Consider the following 14,744-nt stretch of genomic DNA (forward strand, 5'->3'; position numbering starts at 1 on the left):
GCCCTCCTCTCACCTCTCGGTCGTGCTCGTCCAGGCGAGCTCGCCCTGGTCGAGCCGGTCGAGAAGGTTTCTGATCCAGGCGAGCTCGGCGGCGTGCAGCGCCTGCTCGCACTCGACCTCCAGCATGAGGATCTCGGGCAGGCCACTGTCGCGCATGGCCTTGATGTGTCCTTCCATCCCGGCGAGCGTGCCTTCGAGGGTGGCGGCGCGGGTGCGCAGCGCCCGTTGCGCCTCGGGCAGCGGCAGGCAGCCGATCAGCGAGATGGCCGCCACGAAGGCGCGCCGGTCGGGGTCGGGCTGCTCCAGCAGCCGCCGGAGCCGGGTGATCAGCTCCTCGCGGCCCTCGTCGGTGATCTCGTAGACCGTGCGCTCGGGCCGGCGGCCCTCGCGCCCGGTCGCGGCGGGGACGATCAGCTCGTCCCCGGCCAGCCGCTCGACCGCGTGGTAGAGGCTGCGCGGCAGGCCGGTGATGTAGTCCTTGTGCGTGTCGATGATGAAGCGGTGGAGCTCGTAGGGGTGGCTCGGCTGCATCGTGAGCAGGGCGAGCACGGTCAGGTCGACCAGGCCCTTGCGTTGTGCCATGTTGCCTCCCCCTATATTGCAGTTTGCAATATAGCTCACCTGTCGAGCTGGAGGAAGGCCCGCTCGATCGCCTGCCGCGACACCTCCTCGGGGTACGGGAACCGCGTGATCGAGTCGCGCAGTCCCTCCACGTGGGCCTTCGCGGCCAGCTCCGCCACCAGCGCCAGCTCGGCCTGCTGCTCCTGGACGAAGGCCCGGCCGACCACCGCGCCGTGCCCCGGCACGAACACCGGCTCGGGCAGCGCGTCGAGCATCGCGGCCGTCGTGTCGGGCCAGTCGAGCGGGTAGGAGTCGCCGAACGCCGGCGGCGCGCCCTCCTCGACCAGGTCACCGGCGAACACCACGCCGGCGTCCGGCACGTGCACGACGATGTCGTTGCTGCTGTGGCCGAGCCCGAAGTGCCGCAGGTGCACCATGCGTCCGCCGATGTCGAGGCTGGCCGAGGTGGTGAAGGTGTGGTCGGGCGGCACGATGGCGATCTCCTCCATCTCCGCTCGGCGGTCCGGCAGCCGTTCGATGACGTCCGCGCGGTGCCGCTCGCCGTAGACGTCGATCTCCTCGGCGCACCGGACGTGGCTCCAGATCTCGGCGGGACGGAAGAGCGCGTTGCCGAAGTAGTGGTCGAAATGCGAATGGCTGTTCACGACCGTCCACGGGTGGCCGGTGATCGTCCTGATCGCGTCGATCAGGTCGGCCGCCTCCCGGTGGGAGCTGCGGGTGTCGAGCACCAGGCAGTGCCCGTCGCCCACGATCAGGCCCGTGTTCAGGTCGAAGGACCGATGGCGGCGCACGTAGACCCGATCGCCGACCTCCTGCCACTGCTCGTTCATGGCAACGAACCTTACTTTTCGGACTTCCCGCCGGTCACCCCTGAAGGTAGGCCAGCACGGCCAGGACCCGGCGGTGGCCGTCGGACTCGGGCGGCAGGTCCAGCTTGGTGAAGATGCCGGCGATGTGCTTGGCCACCGCGGCGTCGGTGACGACCAGCTCCCTGGCGATCGAGGCGTTCGCGCGGCCCTCGGCGATCAGGGCGAGCACCTGCTGCTCGCGCGGGGTGAGCCGGGCCAGCGGGTCGCGTCGTCGGCGCAGGAGCTGGCGCACCACCTCCGGGTCCACGACCGTGCCGCCCGCGGCCACCCGGTCGAGCGCGTCGACGAACTCGCGCACGTCGCCGATCCTGTCCTTCAGCAGGTAGCCGACGCCCGCGCCGGCGCCGGACTCCAGCAGCTCGGCCGCGTACGTCTGCTCGACGTACTGGCTGAGCACGAGGACGGCCAGCTCGGGATGACGGCGGCGCAGGCCGAGCGCGGCGCGCAGGCCCTCGTCGGTGAAGTCCGGGGGCATGCGCACGTCGGTCACCACGGCGTCGGGGCGGTGCTCGGCGACCGCCGCGACCAGGGCTTCGGCGTCGCCGACCGAGGCCGCCACGGTGTGGCCGAACCGTTCGAGCAGCCCCACCAGCCCCTCGCGGAGCAGCACGGCGTCCTCGGCGATCACGACGCGCACGGAATCTCCACTCGTACCAGGGTCGGGCCGCCCGGCGGGCTGGACACCGACAATCTTCCCGCCACCACGGCCAGCCTGTCGGCCAGGCCGGTCAGCCCGGTGCCCCTGGCCGGGTCCGCGCCGCCGACGCCGTCGTCGCGCACCTCGACGGCCAGCGTGCCGGCCGCCGTCCGGGCGGTGACCGTGGCCCTGGCGGCTCCGCTGTGCCTGGCCACGTTCGCCAGGGCCTCGCTGACCACGTAGTACGCGGTGACCTCGACGGGCGCGGGCAGCCGTCCCAGCTCGTCGGCGTCCACGTCCACGGGGACGGGCGAGCGTCCGGCCACGTCGCGGATCGCCGCGCCCAGCCCGCGGTCGGTGAGCACCTGCGAGTGCACGCCCCGGATCAGCTCGCGCAGCTCGGCCAGCGCCTGCCTGGCCTCGTCGTGCGCCACGTCGAGCAGCCGGGCCGTCGGCGAGTCGTCGGGCACGTCCAGCCGGGCGAGGCCGAGCGTCATCGACAGCGCGACCAGCCGCTGCTGCGCGCCGTCGTGCAGGTCGCGCTCGATCCTGCGGCGTTCGGTCTCGAACGCGTCCACCAGGCGTGCCCGCGACCGCACGACCTCGCCCAGCTCCGACGCGGCCGGCGCGAGCACCGCCCTGACCATCGCGCCGCGCGCCCCGCCCCAGGCCGTGATCGTGTACGCCGCCACCGGCAGCAGCAGCACCCCCGCCACGCTCGCCACGGCGCCCAGGGCCGGCCCGGCCTCCGGCTGGACCGCGGGCGACAGGATCAGCAGCACCGGCCCCCCGACGGTGAACCCCAGCATGACCAGGTCGATCCACCACATCGCGAACACCGTCATGACCGCGACCCCGATCTCCCGCCGGCGCCGGTCGGGCACCGGCGGCAGCGGCACGGTGTCCACCAGGCGCAGCCGCACCCGTTCGAACCGGGCGACCAGCGGCACGACCAGCGCCAAGAGCACCGGCACGAGCAGCAGGCCGGCCGGCGGCCCGGCGAGCCCGACCGCGATGACCCCGAGGACGACGGCCGCCCCCGGGACCACGCTGCCCACCAGGTACGCCACGCACCGCCACGGCCACGCCGACCGGAGGAAGCCGGGCGGCCGCTGCGTGAGCGCTTCGAGCGCGGTCCTGTCTCCCACCCGGTGACCGTATCCGGGGCGGGGAACGGCCCGCAGTAGTGCAGGGTCTACCGTCGGCGGCTCAGCCCGCCATCAGCGGCTCGGCGGCGGTACGCAGCTCGGCGCTGAACGGCGTGGGCCGGAAGGTCTGCGGATCGAGGTTGACGTTGACACGGTAGCCCTCGGCGTGCACGACCGAGCGGTCCTGCGACAGGACGCGGAAGCCGTACACGCCGCTGGTGCGGCCCATGCGGTCGATCCAGAAGTCGACCTGCACCTCGCCCGCGCCCATGACCGGCGCGTTGTAGGTGATCTTGAACTCGCGTACGGCCAGGTAGAGGTCCTTGAACTTGGAGATCGCCGGGTCGAAGCTCCAGCCCTGCTCGGCCCAGTAGGCGGAGATCGCGCGCTCGACCAGCAGGGCGTAACGCGAGTTGTGCAGCAGGCCCATCGCGTCGAGGTCGTCGAAGTGCACCTGGGCGGGGCGGGTCTGGGTCACGCGAACTCCTTCAGTCGGTCGTGGACGGCTCGGCGGGCCCGCTCGTAGGCGGCCTCGCCCCTGCCGAGCAGGCGGGTGTGGGTGACCGCGGCCTCGCCGAGGGCGTCGATCTCGTACGCGAGCTGCGCCGGGTCGGTCTCCGGGGGCAGCTCCCCCAGCTCGACCGCCTCCCGGACCAGCCGCTCGATGAACCTCAGCCAGTCGGCCATCGACTCGGCCACCCGGTCCCTGACCGGGCCGGGACGGTCGTCGAACTCCACCCGCGCCGTGTAGAAGAAGCACCCGCCGGGCAGGACGCCTCTCTCGTAGAACCGCAGGCGGGCCTCGTGCAGGGCCAGGACGCGGGCCACGCCGGGAGGGGCCTTGAGCGCGGGCTTGACGATCTCGTCGGTCCATTGGCGGACGGCCCACTCGATGGTGTCGAGCTGAAGTTGCTCTTTATCCCTCCAGTGGGCGAAAAATCCGGATTTGCTGACTCCGGCGGCTTCGGCCAGCCGGCCCAGGGTCAGCCCGTCCAGACCGTGCACCGAGGCCAGTGACACGGCCTGCCCGAGGATCGCCTCACGGCTGCGCTGCCCGCGCGCCCGGCGACCGTCTTCCTTCACGTCGGCCATGCCGCCAGCATACATTAACGACCGATCGTTCAGATTGCTGGGTCAGATCCTTCCGGAGCGCACCCCGTCAGATCCTTCCGGAGCGCACCGCGACCGCGTCGAAGATCCGGACCGCCGCCGCCGCGTCCGCGTCCGCGAGCGGGCAGTCGAGCTGGGGATCGTTGCCGTCGAGCCCCGACTCGCGCTCGACGATCCGCGCCACCTGGTACATCAGGTCCACGACCCTGCCCGCGGCCTCACCGTGCCACCAGTAGGGCACGCTGATCCCCCAGCCGCCCGCCCAGTGGTCCACGGAGATGCCGGTGCCCTCGTGTTCGAGCTCCCAGTTGGGCGGGTCCTCGAAGACCGTCACGTCGCCGAGCAGCGCGCGGGCCTGGGTGACGACGTTGTTCCAGGCCACCAGGTCCGGCGGGCGCGGCTCGTCGTCCTCCGAGCCGAAGTACAGGTCGTAGCTCATGGTGGACGAAACTAGCGCCCACCCCTGACGAATCCCCGCAAAATACGCTGAACGACAACAACCAGCGCGAGCGCCACCCCGACCCCCATCACCACAGAACTCCCCCCGCGGGCCGCCCGCGCGGCCACGGGCGCCGCCCCGCCGGCGGTGACCTCCGAGTAGACGTCGTCGATGATCAGGTTGAACCGGCGTTCCCTGCGCGACCCGGCGCTCGTCGTCCGCAGCGTCCGGGCCTGCCGCCAGAAGTCGCGCCCGATCGGCCCGGCGAGCACGGTGGCGGCGATCTCCCGCAGGTGCGCCTCGGTGATCGAGCGCAGCTCCCACATCAGCAGCCAGTGGTTGAGGATCATGTTCACGTACAGGTGGGCCCGCTGGCCCTCCTCGTCGCCGGAGGCGAAGAACGCTCCCCAGCAGGCCCGGTAGAGCGGGTCGTCCATCGCCATCTTCATCAGGTCGCCGTGCAGCGTGCGCAGCGCCTGCTCCCTGGCGGACTTGGCCTCCCTGGCCTGGAGCACGAGCGAGAACGCCACGCCGATGAGCGCGAGGACGGCCAGGATGGCCGAGGCCGCGCCGTACGTCTGGCCGATGTCGCCGAGCACCGACCAGTCGCCGCGGCTGCGCCCCAGGGCGGCCAGGAAGAACGGCGAGGCGACGACCAGCCCGGCGGCGGCGACCACCGACAGCAGGAGCAGGATGGTCACCCAGTAGCGTCCGAACGACCGCCTGTTCACCGGGCTACAACGTGGCGGAGTGGCGCAGGGGCGGGGGGAGGACGTCGCGTTCGGCGGCCATGTACGGAATGAGCTCCACCCCCTGGCCGAAGAGCTTGTCCATGTCGTCTCCGCAGCTCTCGATCAACGACCGGTCGAGGATCTTGCGCGCTCCGGTCAGTGTGCCGTCCTCGCTGTAGAGCACCTCGTACATGACCGTCGAGTCGAGGACGACCAGCTCGGGCAGCGGCCCGGGGAAACCGAGCGCGGGCAGGCGGTCGGCTTCGAGCACGCGGATGTGCTCACCCGCCAGCGCCCGCAGGCGGATGTAGTAGAGCTCCCACTGCAGGTAGCGGCTGAAGGGCCGCTCGACGAGCCGGACGCGCCGCATCGCGAACTCCCCCGCCTCGCGCAGCGGCCGCTGGATCTCGTGGCGGCGCTCGTCGATGAGCCGGATCGCCTCGCCCCAGTCGCCGGCGTCGAGGGCCAGCCAGCTCGGCTCGTCCGGCTCGCGGTAGCTCTGGCGGGTCTCCAGTTTCCAGAAGACCCGTTCGAGCCCTTGGAAGTACGGCCAGAAATCGGAGAAATACTCATCTGGAGTGAGCAGCTGGGACTGCGCCGCAGCGACGTTTCTAAGCATCAGGGATATCCGGCTTGGCGGCTACGAGCATCTTGCGAGGAATGACGACCAGGCGTTCGTCTCGGGCAATACTAACCCCCGCGGGCAGGCGGCCACGATAACTCTCCGTGAGGTCGCGTCCGATCACCGCGATATCGCCATTGGAAAGCTCCCAGATGTCAGGACATGAGGGACTTGCCGTGGTATCGCCGAGCTCAAGGGCCGACCTCCCCAGGCGTCGTCGCAGTTCGGCCGATGCGTCAGCTTCCCATGGACGCGCCACGGCAAAACCTCTTTTCCCTGGTGGCGTTACGCATGAGTGTGACATCGAATGCCATGACGGACAATGTCCCTGTCACGGAAGAGTGAATTCACTGCGGCGGCAGTAATGTTTTCGCGGTGCGCGCCGGATCATTCTCCCTCTGCGCGCTTGCGGAACTCCAGCCCCTCGAACGCCCCCGACGTGCGCCAGCCGTCGATGTAGGCGAAGTACGCCGTCGCCCCCTGTGGATGGCCGATGTTCAGCCGGCCTTTCATGCCGGCGTCGCGGCCCTCGTTGTTGTAGTAACCGGGGGTGCAGTCGGCGGAGGCGCCCAGGATGCTTCCGGGGCCCGACAGCAGCAGCTCGATCCAGGCGTCCTCGGCCTCCCGGGTCGCCTCGACCTCGTCGAAGCCCTGGTCGAGCGCGTGGCTGACGATCGTGGCGATGGTCCGGCCGGCCTCGGTGAGGTTGTGCGGGATGTTGGAGATGAGGTTCGCGCCCTGCGTGGGCTGGACGACGAAGACGTTCGGGAAGCCGTGCACGTGGATGCCGTGCAAAGTGCGCATGCCGTCCGCCCAGCGGTCGGTGAGCCGGAGGCCGTCGCGGCCGGTCAGCTCGTAGCCGGCGCGCCGGGTGTAGTCGGTGGTCACCTCGAAGCCCGAGGCGTAGATGACGCAGTCGACCTCGTACTCGACGCCCGCGGCCACCACCCCGCGCCCGGTGACGCGCTCGACGCCCTTGCCGTCGGTGTCCACCAGGCGGGTGCCCGGCACGTTGAAGGCCTGCAGGTACTCGTCGTGGAAGCAGGGACGCTTGCAGAGCTGACGGTACCAGGCCTTGAGCTTCGCCGCGGTCTGCGGGTCGGCGACGATCGCGTCGACGCGGGCCCGGATCTCCTCCATCTTCTCGAAGTCGGAGTCCTCGTACGCCTGCGCCATCTTCTCCGGGGTCAGGTCCTCGGGCGGCAGGGCCGCGATGCGGGCGCGGACGCGGCGGGCGATGTCGGTCCAGCCGTCCATCACCAGGTCCTCGTCGACCAGGCCGCCGGTCTGGTTGCCGGTGAAGTTCTCCAGCCAGCGCTGCTGCCAGCCGGGGGTGGCGATCCCGGCGAACCAGGCGGGGTCGGTGGGCCGGTTGTCGCGTACGTCCACCGAGGAGGGGGTGCGCTGGAACACGTACAGCTCGGCGCAGGCGCGGGCCAGGTGCGGCACGCACTGGACGGCCGTCGCGCCCGTGCCGATGACGGCGACGCGCTTGTCCGCCAGCCGGTCCATGGGCGCGCCGGTGGGGTCGCCGCCGGTGTAGTCGTAGTCCCAGCGGCTGGTGTGGAACGAATGCCCGCGGAACTCGTCGATGCCCGGGATGCCAGGGAGTTTGGGCACGTGCAGCGGGCCGATGCCCATGACCACGAACCGGGCGGTGAAGGCGTCGCCGCGGTTCGTCCGCACGGTCCAGCGCGACCGGGACGCGTCCCACTCCAGGTCCTGGACCTCGGTGTGGAAGAGCGCGTCGTCGTACAGGCCGTAGTGCTTGCCGATGCGGCGGCAGTGTTCCAGGATCTCGGGCGCGTGCGCGTACTTCTCCGTCGGCATGTGGCCGGTCTCCTCCAGGAGCGGCATGTACACGAACGACGCGGTGTCGCACTGGGCTCCCGGGTAGCGGTTCCAGTACCAGGTGCCGCCGAAGTCGCCGCCCTTCTCGACGATCCGCACGTCGCCGACCCCCGCCTCCCTGAGCCGGGCGCCGGTGACGAGCCCGGCGAACCCGCCGCCGACGACGGCCACCGTCACGTGGTCGGTCTTCGGTTCGCGCTCGGTCCTCGGCGTGTACGGGTCGTCGAGGTAGTGGGCGAAGCGGCCGGTGAGGCGGACGTACTGGTCGTCGCCGTCCGGGCGGAGCCGCTTGTCGCGCTCTTCGAGGTATTTGCGGCGGAGGGCTTCTTTGTCCATACGTCCTCCGGGGACGAGGTTCCGAATTCCAGAATGTCATTCGCGAATCTCGTTCGACAAGGCCCGCGGACGGGCGAAGCGGGCCCGCAGCCGGCCGAGGACCGGCGGACCGCCCGCGAAGCACCACAACGCGATCACCGGATCGCAGATGGCGCAGCCGAAGGAGGAGTCCGCGGCGAAGGGCAGCAGCGGGCTGCCCTGGAGGTGGTGCAGCACGTCCCAGGCGGTGTGCAGCAGCCAGCCGATGCCGATGAACGTCCAGCTCTCCAGCCCGCGGTAGGCGACGTAGGTCATCACGACCGGCAGCAGGAACTCCCAGTAGCCGAGCCCGCCGCCGCTGAGGTAGGCGGCGCCCGCGCCGGCCACCAGCACGGCGTTGGCGCGGCGGCCGTGCGGCTCGGGGATCAGGGAGACGAGGGAGACGGCGACCAGGCCGATCAGGATCGGCATGAGGATGGACATGGGGCACTTCCTGCCGGTTTCGAGGGGAACGCAGCCAGGCTAGGCGGGCCGTCCGGACCGTCACAGTGGCTGGTTCGACAAACACCGACGAGTTCCCGCCAACCGCCCGCCGCCTGGCCTAGCGTGGCCGCATGCACACTGTGGCGGTCCTGGCCCTCGATCACGTGGTGGCGGCCGACCTGGCGATCCCGGTCGAGGTGTTCGGCCGTGCCCGGCTGGCCGACGGGAGCCGCCCGTACCGGGTCCAGGTGTGCGCGGCGACGCCGCAGGTGCCCGCCGACGCCTTCACGATCGTCGCGCCCCACGGCCTGGAGGCGCTGCGCACCGCCGACACGATCATCGTGCCCGGCTGCTCGGAACAGGCCGTCCCGCCGGGGCCCGAGGTGCTCGCGGCGCTGCGCGAGGCGGCCGCCGCCGGCACCCGCGTCGCCTCCATCTGCGTGGGGGCCTTCACCCTGGCCGCCGCCGGGCTGCTCGACGGGCTGGGCGCGACCACCCACTGGATGGCCGCCGACCGGCTGGCCGAGCTGTTCCCCGACGTCGACGTGCGGCCCGACGTGCTCTACGTCGACAACGGCCAGATCCTGACCTCGGCCGGCGCCGCCGCCGGGCTCGACCTGTGCCTGCACCTCGTCCGGCGCGACTTCGGCTCGGCGGTCGCCGCGGACTCGGCCCGCCTGTCGGTGACGCCCCTGGAGCGGGAGGGCGGCCAGGCCCAGTTCATGGCGCACACCCGGCCGCCCGTGCCCCAGGGCTCGCTGCTGGAGCCGGTGCTGGCGTGGATCGAGGACAACCTCGACGGCAGGGTGACCCTGGCCGCGATGGCCGCGCACTGCGGGATGAGCGAGCGCACGTTCGGCCGCCGGTTCCGCGAGCAGACCGGCACCACGCCGCTGCAGTGGCTGCTGCGCGCCCGGGTGCGGCGGGCGCAGTTCCTCCTGGAGACGACCGACCACGGCGTGGAGCGGATCGCCTCGCAGTCCGGGTTCGGCTCGGCAGTCGCCCTCCGCGAGCGGTTCAAGCGGGTGGTCGGCGTGCCGCCGCAGTCCTACCGCGCCTCTTTCCGGCCTCTCGTCACGGACGAGCCTCTCGTCACGGACGCAGCGCCGTGAGCGCGCTCTCCCAGACGTAGGTGTCGTTGCCGTCGCCCGCGCTCGGCGTGTGCGGCTCGAACTGCCCCGGTCCGATCAGGACGCGCACCCCCTCCGACCGCAGCTCCTCGACGCTGCGCCGGAAGGGCGCGCGGGCGGCGAGCGCGCTGTTGACGAACGGCAGCACGACCACGGGGATGCCGAGCCCCGGAGCCTCGGCCAGCAGCCCGAGCGCGTAGGTGTCGGCGACGCCCATGGCGAACTTGTTGATCGTGTTGTACGTGGCCGGGGCGACGATGATCGCGTCGGCCCTCGGCGGCCTGGGCTCGTGCGGCTTGCGGTAACGGCTGCGGACCGGGCGCCCGGTCAGGCGCTCCAGCTCCGGCACGTCGACGAAGCCGAGCGCCGACGGCGTGGCGACGACCTGGACGTCCCAGCCCTCCTCCTGGGCCGGGACGACCAGCCTGGCCACGTCGCCGGCCGGGCCGGCCGCGCACACGATGACATAGAGACTGCGTGCCGGTGTCTTCACGATTGAGATCGTAGGACGCCCGCCGCCCCCTCGACCTCGCGTACGCGGACGGCGACCTCCGGCGTGAGGTGGCGGGCCAGCACCTCCAGGGCGGCGGTGACCTCGCGGACCGCCTCGGGGGCCGGATCGGGCAGGGCTGCGGCGAGGGCGTCGTCGATCGTGGCGGCCCTGACCTCGGCGACCCGGGCGGAGGGCGTCGCAGCGGGACGGATGAGCCGCCGCCGCCGGTCGGCCGGATCAGGCACGCCCTCGATCGACCCCGTGGACTCCAGCCGGGCGACGGCCGTGGACACCTGGCTCTGCGGCAGGCCGGTCCGCGCCGCGATCTCGCTGACCGTCGTGCCGGGGTGGGCGACCACGTCGCCGAGGACGACGAGCACCGTACGGACCGAGCCCCGGGGGCCGTCGCCCTTCGGCTGGGGCATCGCCTGCTCGCCGATCTTCATGAGGGTGCGGCCGAGCAGGAACAGTTCGACTCCGTTCATGAAGTCATGATACATCTATATCGATGCATCGATTTAGATGCTTTTTTCCCTAGCGGAGGAGACCCCCATGAACGCCCTTCCCGTCCCAGGCGCCACCCTCCACTTCCAGGTCGAGGGCAGCGGCCCGGTCCTGTTGTTGTCGCAGAGCGGCGAGGGCGACGCCGATCGCACCGCCGACCTCGTGCCGCTCCTGGCCGACGCCTTCACCGTCGTCACCTACGACCGGCGCGGCCTGTCGCGCAGCACCCTCGACCCCGCCGCGCCGCCCGTCACCATGGCCGACCACGCCGACGACGTCGCGCGGCTGCTCGCCGAGGTCGCCGACGGGCCCGCCCTGATGGCCGGGTTCAGCATGGGAGGCGCGATCGGCCTGCGGGTCGCGGCCCGCCACCCCGGCGTGCTCGGCACGCTGGTCGCGCACGAGCCCGTGCTGCCGAACCTGCTGCCCGCCGCCGGCCGCGCCGAGCACGTGGCCGAGCTGGCGGCCATCCAGCGGGCGTACGCGGACGGGGGGCTGGCCGCGGCCTTCCCCGCGATCACCCGGCACCTCGGCATCGACCCGGCCCACGACGAGACCGAGGACGGCCTCACCCCGCAGCCGCTCACGGCCCGGCGGCAGGCCAACTTCGGGTTCTTCATCGGGACGGAGTTCACGGCCGTCATGGAGGACGACCTCGCCCCGGCGGAGACGGTGGGCACCGGGACCCGGGTGATCCCGGCGATCGGCCTCGCCACCCGGCCGTCGGTGCACACCTACCGCTGCGCGCTCGCGCTGGCCGAGCTGCTCGGCGTCGAGCCGGTCACGCTGCCGGGCGGCCACAACGGCAACACGGCCTTCCCGCGCGCGACGGCTCGGGCGCTCAAGGAACTGCTCGCTCCCGGCCAGTGAACATACGGCCGGCTGGACACGTGGTCAGCGGCCGCAGGTGCGGAGCATGTTGGACAGCGCCACGCGCTCGCTGCGCGTCACGAACAGGCGGTAGTGGTGTTTCACGGTGATCCACGAGGTCGCGTAGCGGCACCAGTAGGCGCGGCGGCGCGGCCGCCAGCTCTGCGGCCCCTGCCCGCCCTTGGCGATGTTGGCGGAATGGCTGACGGTGACCAGCTCAGGACGGGTGAGATCGTTGGCGAAGGCCCGCCGCCGCGCCTGGCTCCACCTCTTGGCGCCCGAGCGCCAGGCGTAGGCCAGCGGGACGACGTGGTCGACGTCCACCATGCGCTCGCTCTTCAACCGCCTGCCGTCGTACGGGCTGTACCAGACGCCCTTCACCGGATGGCAGGCCGCGTTCCTGCGCACCCGCCGCCCGTCCCGGGCCAGGACGGTCTCGCGTACGTCACACCTTCCCTTGTGACGTCCCCACCTGGGCTGGAACCGGCGATGGGTGTAGCCGCGCAGCGATAAGGGCCTGGCGACCCGTAGCTGGGCCAGCATGCGGCGGGCCCGCGCCGCACCGGCCTGCGCGCCTGCCTGGGCGCGCGCGCCGGACTGCGCCGCGGCCGGCTGCGGCGCGGCGACGACCTCGGTGATCGGGATGACCAGAAAGGCGAGGACGGCCATCAGGACGGCCCGTCTCAGGAAGATCATGCTTTACCCCATACCCACCCACGACGGACCTCCTCCAAGTGGATGGCCAGCCCTCCGCAAGTGGGGGTGCGTACCTTCCCGAACCATGAGAAAGCTCCCTCTCCTCCTCGCCGCCCTGACCGCCGCCTCCGCCACCACGCTGCCCGTGCTGCCCGCGACCGCGTCCCTCGCGTCGGCCTCCACCGCCGGGAAGACGCTCTCCTTCCGCGGCATGACGCTGCGGATCCCCGCCGACTGGAAGGTGCACCGGTCCGGCGACCACGTCGTGGTGGTGACCGGGTTGTTGTGCAAGAAGCCGGAGCCGTTCGCGCCCGACTGCGAGAGCTTCTGGATCTTCGGCCCGAAGGACTACACGAACGTGCCGGTCGGCGGCGGGTCCGTCACGTACACGGGCAAGCAGCAGTTCCATCCGTTCAGCGGGGTGATCCCGTGCCCGTTCAACTCCAACCTGAGCTGGTATCCCGGCGAGAAGGCGTCCTACCGCGGGCTGCGGCCGGTGGGCTCCGGGCACAAGGCGACGTACACCACCTGGCCGAACCGCTGCGTGACGAACGACACCGGCCGCACCACCGCCAGGTGGAACGAGAAGGAGTGGTTCCTGCCGCGGTCCGGGATCCTGGTGGTGGACGCCTGGAACACCTACGGGCTGGCCGGCGTGCTCAAGCGCGCCACCTGGAGCTGATCCCGCACGTCCCGATTTCCGGCACCATGGGCGGTGGTTCGGTGATGCGGGGTGAGGGATGACGAGCCGGTTCTTCATCGGTGAGGGGTACGCGTCGTACCAGGGGCCGTCGGCGGACAACTCGCTCCATCGTCACGCCGCCTACCAGGTGACGGCCGCCGTGGAGGGCGAGGTGACCGTCATCGACGAGCGGGGGGCGTGTCATCGCGGGCCTGCCCTGATCATCCCGCCCATGGTCCGGCACCGCATGCCGGGGGCGCCGGACGTCCGCATCTGGTTCGTCGAGCCGCAGTGCTCGTACGCGTCCGCCCTGCGCGACCGCTGCACCTCGGCCTCCGACCGGTTATCCACCGGCTCCGGCCTTTCAGCCGCGGGAGGCAGCTCCCCCACCGGCTCGGGCCTTCCGCCCACCGTCGGCCCCGGCTCCCCGTCCGTCGGCGGGGTGATCACCGCGGCCGCCGACCTGCATGCCCTCCGTGAGGAGGACTTCCGTCTGGTGGCGGAACCTCGGCCGTCCCGGGCGCTCGATCCGCGCCTGATGATCGCGATGGAGGCGTTGACGTCGCGGAACCTCCTGGTCGCCGACGCGGCCGCGCAGGCCGGGCTGTCCCCCCAACGCCTGCGCGCCCTGGCCCGGCTGCAACTCGGCATGCCGCTCGCCCGGTGGCGCATCTGGCGGCGGCTCACCCGAGCGGCCCGCGCCCTGGCCGACGGCCGCTCGATCGCCGAGGCCGCGCTCGACGGCGGCTTCGCCGACCAGGCCCACTTCCACCGGCAGCTGCGCGACATGCTGGGGCTCACGCCGGCGACCGTGCTGCCGCTGCTGCGCCGGTCAGCCGCGGGCGGCCACGTAGACGGAGATCGAGCCGGTCAGCCGCGGGCGGCCACGTAGACGGAGATCGAGCCGGTCACCGTCCGCACGACCTCCGCCTCCCGGACGTCCGCGAACCCCGCGCCGGTCATCAGCTCCGGCAGCACGCCGTCCGCGTTGGGCTGCGTGTCCCGCACCCCGTCGGCCAGTTGCACGACACGGAACGCCAGCCGCATCGATGCCGTCCGCTGCCACCCGTAGTCGGCGATCACCAGCTTGCCGCCCGGCCGCAGCACGGCGTGCATCGAGGCGAGGATCGCGCGTTTCATCGGAAGCGGACATTGGTGGAGGACCAGGCTCGACACCGCCGTGTCGGCCGAACCCGGCCCCAGCAGGCCGGTCAGCGCGTCCCCCATGCCGAGCCGCCATTCCGGGGCCGTACCGCTCGCCCTGCTCTTGCGTCGCGCCTGGGCCAGCGTCTCCGGATCGGGGTCGACGCCGATGATCCGGGCCCGCGGTTCGAGGCGGTGCAGCAGCATGGCCTGCGAACCGGTGCCGCAGCCGACGTCCACGATCGTGTCGTCGGGCCTGGGGGCGACGTGCATGGCCACCAGGCTGCGCCACAGCCGTTCCCGCGTCAGGGCGACCACCGGGTCGTACAGGCGGGTGAACTTCAGGCGTCCGAGGGCGGGGGTGAAGGTCTGTTGCGACATGAGCGCAGTCTCAGCCGTACGCCGCCCCCCGGTCTTGAACAGAACGCTCGCGCGTCGA

The 14,744-nt window shown here is 71.8% G+C and carries 20 protein-coding genes; 4 read left to right on the plus strand and 16 right to left on the minus strand.

Translation table 11 applies throughout. The features are described from left to right. Nucleotides 1–9: 9 nt before the first annotated feature. The 12 genes from ACIBK9_RS04090 to ACIBK9_RS04145 form a co-directional block, all read right to left on the minus strand. Entirely contained in the window at nucleotides 10–582 is a 573-nt protein-coding gene (locus ACIBK9_RS04090; protein ID WP_397155004.1) for a PadR family transcriptional regulator, read from the minus strand. A 35-nt stretch (nucleotides 583–617) separates the two neighbouring features. Continuing rightward, the gene (locus tag ACIBK9_RS04095; RefSeq protein ID WP_397155006.1) at nucleotides 618–1,412 is read right to left on the minus strand and encodes an MBL fold metallo-hydrolase; all 795 of its coding nucleotides are present in this window, start codon (nucleotides 1,410–1,412) and stop codon (nucleotides 618–620) included. A 34-nt stretch (nucleotides 1,413–1,446) separates the two neighbouring features. Further along, complete coding sequence (locus ACIBK9_RS04100) at nucleotides 1,447–2,088, minus strand: response regulator (RefSeq protein WP_397155008.1); 642 nt, start codon at nucleotides 2,086–2,088, stop codon at nucleotides 1,447–1,449. Then, complete coding sequence (locus ACIBK9_RS04105) at nucleotides 2,076–3,236, minus strand: sensor histidine kinase (protein ID WP_397155010.1); 1,161 nt, start codon at nucleotides 3,234–3,236, stop codon at nucleotides 2,076–2,078. The genes ACIBK9_RS04100 and ACIBK9_RS04105 overlap by 13 nt, the downstream gene beginning before the upstream one ends. 61 nt (nucleotides 3,237–3,297) lie before the next feature. Beyond that, entirely contained in the window at nucleotides 3,298–3,714 is a 417-nt protein-coding gene (locus ACIBK9_RS04110) for a thioesterase family protein (protein WP_352363345.1), read from the minus strand. Further along, nucleotides 3,711–4,328: a TetR/AcrR family transcriptional regulator gene (locus ACIBK9_RS04115; protein WP_387671965.1), complete on the minus strand. Its 618-nt coding sequence runs from the start codon at nucleotides 4,326–4,328 to the stop codon at nucleotides 3,711–3,713. Before ACIBK9_RS04115 ends, ACIBK9_RS04110 begins: the two co-directional genes overlap by 4 nt. 67 nt (nucleotides 4,329–4,395) lie before the next feature. After that, nucleotides 4,396–4,785 carry a hypothetical protein gene (locus ACIBK9_RS04120; RefSeq protein ID WP_397155013.1) on the minus strand — a complete coding sequence of 130 codons (390 nt, stop codon included), beginning with the start codon at nucleotides 4,783–4,785 and terminating at the stop codon, nucleotides 4,396–4,398. Between the two features lie 11 nt (nucleotides 4,786–4,796). Next, nucleotides 4,797–5,516: a DUF6082 family protein gene (locus tag ACIBK9_RS04125; RefSeq protein ID WP_397155015.1), complete on the minus strand. Its 720-nt coding sequence runs from the start codon at nucleotides 5,514–5,516 to the stop codon at nucleotides 4,797–4,799. Between the two features lie 4 nt (nucleotides 5,517–5,520). After that, nucleotides 5,521–6,135 carry a DUF6879 family protein gene (locus ACIBK9_RS04130; protein WP_397155017.1) on the minus strand — a complete coding sequence of 205 codons (615 nt, stop codon included), beginning with the start codon at nucleotides 6,133–6,135 and terminating at the stop codon, nucleotides 5,521–5,523. Then, nucleotides 6,128–6,397, minus strand: a complete 270-nt coding sequence (locus tag ACIBK9_RS04135; protein WP_358291054.1) for a hypothetical protein — start codon at nucleotides 6,395–6,397, stop codon at nucleotides 6,128–6,130. The genes ACIBK9_RS04130 and ACIBK9_RS04135 overlap by 8 nt, the downstream gene beginning before the upstream one ends. Before the next feature lie 128 nt (nucleotides 6,398–6,525). Further along, nucleotides 6,526–8,325: a flavin-containing monooxygenase gene (locus ACIBK9_RS04140; RefSeq protein ID WP_397155019.1), complete on the minus strand. Its 1,800-nt coding sequence runs from the start codon at nucleotides 8,323–8,325 to the stop codon at nucleotides 6,526–6,528. A 36-nt stretch (nucleotides 8,326–8,361) separates the two neighbouring features. Next, nucleotides 8,362–8,787, minus strand: a complete 426-nt coding sequence (locus ACIBK9_RS04145) for a DUF6010 family protein (RefSeq protein ID WP_352363358.1) — start codon at nucleotides 8,785–8,787, stop codon at nucleotides 8,362–8,364. A gap of 131 nt (nucleotides 8,788–8,918) precedes the next feature. Here ACIBK9_RS04145 and ACIBK9_RS04150 point away from each other — a divergent pair, with 131 nt between their 5' ends. Next, nucleotides 8,919–9,899 (plus strand): GlxA family transcriptional regulator, encoded by a 981-nt coding sequence (locus tag ACIBK9_RS04150; protein ID WP_397155022.1) that lies wholly within the window; start codon nucleotides 8,919–8,921, stop codon nucleotides 9,897–9,899. On the opposite strand, the gene ACIBK9_RS04155 is transcribed toward ACIBK9_RS04150, so the two are convergent. Continuing rightward, the gene (locus ACIBK9_RS04155; protein ID WP_364333404.1) at nucleotides 9,880–10,410 is read right to left on the minus strand and encodes a flavoprotein; all 531 of its coding nucleotides are present in this window, start codon (nucleotides 10,408–10,410) and stop codon (nucleotides 9,880–9,882) included. The two genes, ACIBK9_RS04150 and ACIBK9_RS04155, sit on opposite strands and share 20 nt — an antisense overlap. Then, nucleotides 10,407–10,895 carry a MarR family transcriptional regulator gene (locus ACIBK9_RS04160; RefSeq protein WP_397155024.1) on the minus strand — a complete coding sequence of 163 codons (489 nt, stop codon included), beginning with the start codon at nucleotides 10,893–10,895 and terminating at the stop codon, nucleotides 10,407–10,409. Before ACIBK9_RS04160 ends, ACIBK9_RS04155 begins: the two co-directional genes overlap by 4 nt. 67 nt (nucleotides 10,896–10,962) lie before the next feature. On the opposite strand from ACIBK9_RS04160, the gene ACIBK9_RS04165 reads away from it, so the two are divergent. Further along, nucleotides 10,963–11,784, plus strand: a complete 822-nt coding sequence (locus ACIBK9_RS04165) for an alpha/beta fold hydrolase (RefSeq protein ID WP_397155026.1) — start codon at nucleotides 10,963–10,965, stop codon at nucleotides 11,782–11,784. 24 nt (nucleotides 11,785–11,808) lie between these two features. Here the strand turns inward: ACIBK9_RS04165 and ACIBK9_RS04170 are convergent, their stop codons facing one another. Next, nucleotides 11,809–12,480 (minus strand): HNH endonuclease family protein, encoded by a 672-nt coding sequence (locus ACIBK9_RS04170; RefSeq protein WP_397155028.1) that lies wholly within the window; start codon nucleotides 12,478–12,480, stop codon nucleotides 11,809–11,811. A gap of 85 nt (nucleotides 12,481–12,565) precedes the next feature. Between ACIBK9_RS04170 and ACIBK9_RS04175 the strand changes: the two genes are divergently transcribed. Then, on the plus strand, nucleotides 12,566–13,162 hold the full coding sequence (locus ACIBK9_RS04175) for a hypothetical protein (RefSeq protein ID WP_397155030.1): 597 nt from the start codon (nucleotides 12,566–12,568) through the stop codon (nucleotides 13,160–13,162). Nucleotides 13,163–13,220: 58 nt separating this feature from the next. Continuing rightward, a complete protein-coding gene (locus ACIBK9_RS04180) occupies nucleotides 13,221–14,054 on the plus strand; it encodes a helix-turn-helix domain-containing protein (RefSeq protein ID WP_397155032.1) in 834 nt (277 codons plus the stop codon). Here the strand turns inward: ACIBK9_RS04180 and ACIBK9_RS04185 are convergent. After that, nucleotides 14,033–14,686 (minus strand): class I SAM-dependent methyltransferase, encoded by a 654-nt coding sequence (locus ACIBK9_RS04185; RefSeq protein ID WP_397155034.1) that lies wholly within the window; start codon nucleotides 14,684–14,686, stop codon nucleotides 14,033–14,035. The two genes, ACIBK9_RS04180 and ACIBK9_RS04185, sit on opposite strands and share 22 nt — an antisense overlap. Nucleotides 14,687–14,744: the final 58 nt, after the last annotated feature.

The organism is Nonomuraea sp. NPDC050227 (genome assembly GCF_044459705.1).
Classification (GTDB): Bacteria; Actinomycetota; Actinomycetes; order Streptosporangiales; family Streptosporangiaceae; genus Nonomuraea.

What these genes read in the sequence shown, in the direction of transcription:
- ACIBK9_RS04090 (WP_397155004.1), bottom strand. Translation starts at nt 582, where the DNA reads ATGGCACAACGCAAGGGCCTGGTCGACCTGACCGTGCTCGCCCTGCTC.
- ACIBK9_RS04095 (WP_397155006.1), bottom strand. Translation starts at nt 1,412, where the DNA reads ATGAACGAGCAGTGGCAGGAGGTCGGCGATCGGGTCTACGTGCGCCGC.
- ACIBK9_RS04115 (WP_387671965.1), bottom strand. Translation starts at nt 4,328, where the DNA reads ATGGCCGACGTGAAGGAAGACGGTCGCCGGGCGCGCGGGCAGCGCAGC.
- ACIBK9_RS04120 (WP_397155013.1), bottom strand. Translation starts at nt 4,785, where the DNA reads ATGAGCTACGACCTGTACTTCGGCTCGGAGGACGACGAGCCGCGCCCG.
- ACIBK9_RS04130 (WP_397155017.1), bottom strand. Translation starts at nt 6,135, where the DNA reads ATGCTTAGAAACGTCGCTGCGGCGCAGTCCCAGCTGCTCACTCCAGAT.
- ACIBK9_RS04140 (WP_397155019.1), bottom strand. Translation starts at nt 8,325, where the DNA reads ATGGACAAAGAAGCCCTCCGCCGCAAATACCTCGAAGAGCGCGACAAG.
- ACIBK9_RS04145 (WP_352363358.1), bottom strand. Translation starts at nt 8,787, where the DNA reads ATGTCCATCCTCATGCCGATCCTGATCGGCCTGGTCGCCGTCTCCCTC.
- ACIBK9_RS04150 (WP_397155022.1), top strand. Translation starts at nt 8,919, where the DNA reads ATGCACACTGTGGCGGTCCTGGCCCTCGATCACGTGGTGGCGGCCGAC.
- ACIBK9_RS04160 (WP_397155024.1), bottom strand. Translation starts at nt 10,895, where the DNA reads ATGAACGGAGTCGAACTGTTCCTGCTCGGCCGCACCCTCATGAAGATC.
- ACIBK9_RS04165 (WP_397155026.1), top strand. Translation starts at nt 10,963, where the DNA reads ATGAACGCCCTTCCCGTCCCAGGCGCCACCCTCCACTTCCAGGTCGAG.
- ACIBK9_RS04170 (WP_397155028.1), bottom strand. Translation starts at nt 12,480, where the DNA reads ATGATCTTCCTGAGACGGGCCGTCCTGATGGCCGTCCTCGCCTTTCTG.
- ACIBK9_RS04175 (WP_397155030.1), top strand. Translation starts at nt 12,566, where the DNA reads ATGAGAAAGCTCCCTCTCCTCCTCGCCGCCCTGACCGCCGCCTCCGCC.
- ACIBK9_RS04180 (WP_397155032.1), top strand. Translation starts at nt 13,221, where the DNA reads ATGACGAGCCGGTTCTTCATCGGTGAGGGGTACGCGTCGTACCAGGGG.
- ACIBK9_RS04185 (WP_397155034.1), bottom strand. Translation starts at nt 14,686, where the DNA reads ATGTCGCAACAGACCTTCACCCCCGCCCTCGGACGCCTGAAGTTCACC.